The sequence below is a fragment of the Hymenobacter crusticola genome, assembly GCF_002154225.1.
Classification (GTDB): Bacteria; Bacteroidota; Bacteroidia; order Cytophagales; family Hymenobacteraceae; genus Hymenobacter; species Hymenobacter crusticola.
The window spans coordinates 1-5159 of the sequence record NZ_MTSE01000072.1; the positions used below are offsets into that span (position 1 = coordinate 1).

A 5159-nucleotide genomic window follows, 5' to 3' on the forward strand; every position below is an offset into this window, starting at 1 on the left:
CCAGGGCCGCGAGTTCCGTAGCCGGGGTGGTGGTGAGCAAGCAGTCGAGGGTTGCGTGGCCTAAGCCGCCGGTAGCGCCTGTTACTAATAGCATGATCAAACAGAATTTAAAGGGTGTTTTAAAAAAGGGAGAACCTGCTAGTCTGAGCTAGATGGGCTCCTATGGTGTCAAGAGAAAAACGTGTATATTTACTTGCGATTTGCAAGTGCAAAGATGGGATAAATCACTTGCAAAAAGCAAGTAAAAATAAATTTTCTTTTATGAAAGAGCTAAAACAGCGTTCTACCTGCCCCGTGAGCTCGTCGCTCGATGTGCTAGGGGACAAATGGAGCCTTCTCATTCTGCGGGATATGGTGTTCGCCAAAAAGTCTACTTATGGGCAATTCCTGCAGTCGGAGGAAAAAATAGCGACCAACATTCTAGCTGACCGCCTGGCGGTTCTGGAGACGCACGGCCTCTTGACCAAGGCCGTGGCCGCCGATAAGAAATCCAAATTCACTTACCGCCTGACGGAAAAAGGAGTGGATACCATCCCGCTTATTGTCGAGCTCGTATTATGGGGCGCCAAGCATTGCCCCACCATCGTCAACGCGGGCTTGCTCGCAGAACTCCAGGCTGGGAAAGAAGCGACCGTGGAGAAGTACCAGCAGCTCGCTCGTGAAAACGCCCTGGCGTAAACCGAAGGTGCGCGTAGTAATAAAGGCTAGGGTAGGGGAGATGGTGGAGCGATGAGGCTAAGGCGGCGCCGAACAACGCTAGCCTACCCCCTCGTGGACGCGTAAACCGTGCGCCAGAAGAGCCATTATCAGCCCTGCCCGTTGGCGTTGCCCACGCGGCGCCCTACTTACTGGTAGGCAGGGGCGTAGGATTTAAGTGTTGGCTCTGCTGGGCAAGAAAGGCAAAAAATAGCCTTGCTTTCACGAGAAGGCAGCTTTTTGATCCTTCTCACTAGAGGTTCTACGTTCAGCAAAAGGAGACTTATGCTCTTCTGCGCATTAATGGCGCGGGGGAACGTGTACTACGGCTACTTCGCTCATTTTTATTTGCGGATCCTTACTACCTAGAGTTAGAAGAATGACCGAAGTAATATAAAAATAATATAAGATGACCGCTGGACAACGAGCTTGCTCAGCAAAGTAGGACGTTTGTTCAACGTAAGGCCGGGATACTCAGCCAATCATTTTAGCCCTTATAAGCTTTCATACACTTGTTATCCGTGTTGGTAGCGTACAGTCCTGCTTTTATCGAGTAAAAGCCGTTTTCAAGCCAGCAATATAGCCAGAAGTTTTATATAAAAATACACAGATAATTTTTTCTTCTACCCGTATACGATTACGTTTGAGCACGCCTTAAACAGTTAGTTTTCACATACTCTTTTCAACCTATTCTCCACTTCTTCTCTCCTATTTCATGGTTGTATTCGCTACGCGTTTCTACCGGCTGCGCGCCTGGCAGTCGGTGCCACGCCTATCCCGTACGCTAGGTGCTGGATTTTTATTACTGCTCGGGCCAGCTGGCGCTATCCGTGCGCAGGCACAATTACTGATCTATAGTACCACCCCGGCAGCCCATCAAGTGGGAGCAGCCCGCAACACAAACGTAGCGGCGGCCTTCACCTACACGTTGGGCAACAACCCTACCGTGCAAGGCGCCACCAAGGTATTCAGCCAGCAGGCGGGTGGTTTGCGTGCTGGGGTAACGACTGTTAACAGCAACGTCCTCACCTTCAACCCGGACGCCGACTTCAAAGCTGGCGAAAAGGTATCGGCAACTTTCACTAAGGGTATTCAGCGTGAGACGGGCGAGAACCTCGTCATCCCGCGGGTCTTGCAATTCATTACCGCTACGAACCCGAGCACCGGCACCTTTGGTGGCGGTTCGGAAGTAGCAGTAACGGAAAGACGGCAGAACATAGTGACCGGCGACCTAGATGGGGACGGCGATGTCGACCTCGCTTCCGCCAGTTCTAACCGGACCGTAAGTGTGCGCTTCAACAACGGAGCGGGCTCGTTTAGCGGCACGACCGAAGTGGCGTTGAATCCTGACGTGTCAGTTAGCCGAGTTGCGCTGGCCGACCTCGATAACGACGGCGACCTGGACCTAGTCACGGCGGGCTCGACCAGTGGTGAAAAAGGATTCGTGAGCATCCGCCTCAACAACGGTCAGGGTAGCTTTACGGCCGTTCCCGACGTGAGTGTAAACGATGGCGCCCTAAACCTAGCGGTAGGTGACGTAAATGGCGACGGCTATTTGGACGTGTTGACAGCCAACTCGCCCTTGCGGCCGGGCACGGTAAGTGTCCTTATCAACAATGGCACCGGAACGTCCTTTACGCCCGGTGGCGGAGAGGCCCTGATCTATATTGCCAATCGCCCCTTCGACATCAAGCTCGGCGACGTAGATAATGATGGCGACCTCGATGTGGTAACCTCCAACCTAGGTGGCGTCACGGTCTTCCGCAACTCCGGCACGGGCTCGTTCACGACCGGGCAGCAGCTTTCCATCTCAAGCGCGCCGTTCCGGTACAGCTCCAGCATCGACCTCGGCGACATCGACAAGGACGGCGACTTGGACTTCGTGGCTAATATTGGCGTGAGTTCCCAAGCGACCAACGCCATTGCGGCCGTTGGGATCAACAACGGCGGTACCTTCACCTTAGGGCAACAATTTGGAATTAATTCATTTGACATAAGCCTTGGAGACATTGATGGGGACCAAGACCTGGATTTTGTGGCGTCCAGTGGCACGCGCTTGAACAACGGTCAAGGCACCTTTGGCGCTCCCACTCCGCTTCCGATCAGCGATACTGACGCTCTCACGGTTAGCTACCTCAGCGACGTAGATAACGATGGCGACCTCGATGTGCTAACGGGCAACAACAATGGAACGCAGGTCAGTGTACACCTGAACCAGAATTTCCTGACGCCCCCCCTCGCGGTTACCAGCTTCACGCCGCCTCGCAACACGGTCGCCGTCCCACGTGCAACTGATGTGGCTGTCACCTTCAACCAAGCCTTGAGCAACACATCCACACAGGGCGCGCTGAAGGTGTACAGCGAGCAAGCTGGTGGACTAAGAGCAGGTACCGCAAACGTCAATGGCTCGACACTCACCTTCAACCCTACCGCTGACTTTAAGGCGGGCGAGACGGTATTTGCCTCCATCCTGACGGCGTTCCAAAGCAGCAATGGTCAGAGCCTGGCCAAAGGGCAGGTATTCCAGTTCACGGCCGCTACCGCGCCAAGCACCGGCACCTTCAGCGGCGGCTCAGAAGTAGGCGTTCGTACCAATCCTAGCCGCCCCACGACGGGGGATATCGACGGCGACGGCGACCTTGACCTGCTTGTGTCGAACTCTTCAAACAACATCGATGTCCGCCTAAACAACGGAAATGGCACCTTCACCGGCGGGCAAGAAATCAGTGGCGGTAGATCTATCATACTTGCCGACGTGGATGGTGATGCCGACCTCGATCTACTCGCCCCCAGTGCCACGGTGGGCACGAGCGTCCTTGTCTACTTGAACAATGGCAGCGGCACATTCAGCCTCTACCAAACGGCCACGGTGCTTGCGGGTGTTGCCGATATTGCGGTGGGCGACGTAGATGCGGATGGCGACCTGGATTTAATTACGACGGCATATGGTCTCCGCCCCGGCAATGCGAGCGTGCGGCTCAACGACGGTACTGGCAACTTTCGTGGTGGCCAAGACATCAATTCCAACCTTGATAGAACCTACAACGTGGCGGTAGGTGATGTGGATGGCGACGGCGACCTGGATTTTGTGATGGGCAATGCCTCCGCTAACCCCAGTGACTTTCCGCTCAATGCAGTGACGATTTACAGCAACAACGGCAGCGGTACTTTCGATAACGGTCGACTTATCTCATTAGGGAGTGGTGCTGGCGCAACAGACGTCGTACTCGGCGACCTGGATAACGATGGTGACCTTGACTTTGTTAGCACAAATGGCAGCACTAGCACAAATGGCAGCAACCAAGTAGTAGTGGGGCTGAACAGCGGAAACAGCACGTTCACCCTGCGTCAATTTGCGGCTTCTTTCAATCTAGGCGAACTTTCTTTAGGAGATGTTGACGGCGATGGTGACCTCGATTTCACCACCAGCGCTGCTACTGGCACCCTTGTCTGGTTGAACAATGGCGCTGCTTCCTTCAGCACGACGCAAACGGTAGCCGCGGTTCGCAATGCTATTTTGAGCGACATAGACAGCGACGGTGACCTCGACCTGGTTGGTCCAGACGGCCCCCTGGAAGGCTCTACCACAGTCGGCATTCGCCTGAACCAGAACGCCGCTTCCGAATTGCGTACACCCGAGAACCCGGCCAACGCGGTAGCGGGTCTAAACTACCAGTACTACGAAGGCTTCTGGGACGCGCTGCCCGCCTTCAGCTCGCTCACCCCGACGCGCACGGGCACGGTACCCACCCCGACGCTGTCCGAAGCGCTACGGGATGATGGCTACGCCTTTCAATACACGGGCTACGTGACCGTGCCCGCCGATGGACAGTACACCTTCTACACCAGCTCTGATGACGGCTCCAAGCTCTACATCGGCTCTCAGCTGGTGGTAGACAACGACGGCTTACACGGCGAGCAGGAACGGACGGGCACCATTGGCTTGAAAGCCGGCACCCACGCGCTGACCATCGCCTTCTTCGAGAAAGATGGCGGCCAGACGCTCAACGTGAGCTATGCCGGCCCGAACCTCGCCAAGCAGCTCATCCCGGCTACCGCCTACAAACGAGTTTCAACGACGGCCAACCAGGCGCCAGTAGCCAATGCCGGTGCGAATCAGAGCCTCACGCTGCCGACCAATACCGTAACGCTCAATGGTTCGGCCTCGAGTGATGCCGATGGCACAGTAGCCAGCTACCAGTGGGCGCAGGTAAGCGGCCCTAACACGGCGACCTTCAACAACCCGACCGTCGCGCAACCCACCGTAAGCAACTTGGTGGCGGGCACCTATGTGTTCAGCTTGGTGGTAACCGATAACCTAGGCCTCGCGAGTGCCGCCGCGCAAACAACCGTGACGGTAAATGCTGCCAACAACAGCAACCTACGCACGCCCGAAAACCCGAGCAACACGGTAGCCGGCTTAGACTACAAATACTACGAAGGCTTCTGGGATGCCGTGCCGG

2 protein-coding genes are annotated in these 5159 nt (G+C 55.5%); both read left to right on the top strand.

Features of this window, described 5'->3' with window-relative positions:
- The first annotated feature begins 261 nt into the window (after positions 1-261).
- Positions 262-678 (top strand): winged helix-turn-helix transcriptional regulator, encoded by a 417-nt coding sequence (locus tag BXP70_RS28695; RefSeq protein ID WP_086597558.1) that lies wholly within the window; start codon positions 262-264, stop codon positions 676-678.
- A gap of 733 nt (positions 679-1411) precedes the next feature.
- A partial coding sequence (locus BXP70_RS28700; RefSeq protein WP_179197894.1) for an FG-GAP-like repeat-containing protein occupies positions 1412-5159 on the top strand: 3748 nt, incomplete at its 3' end.

Excerpts from the sequence above, each read along its gene's own strand:
- BXP70_RS28695 (WP_086597558.1), top strand. The coding sequence starts at position 262 with ATGAAAGAGCTAAAACAGCGTTCTACCTGCCCCGTGAGCTCGTCGCTC.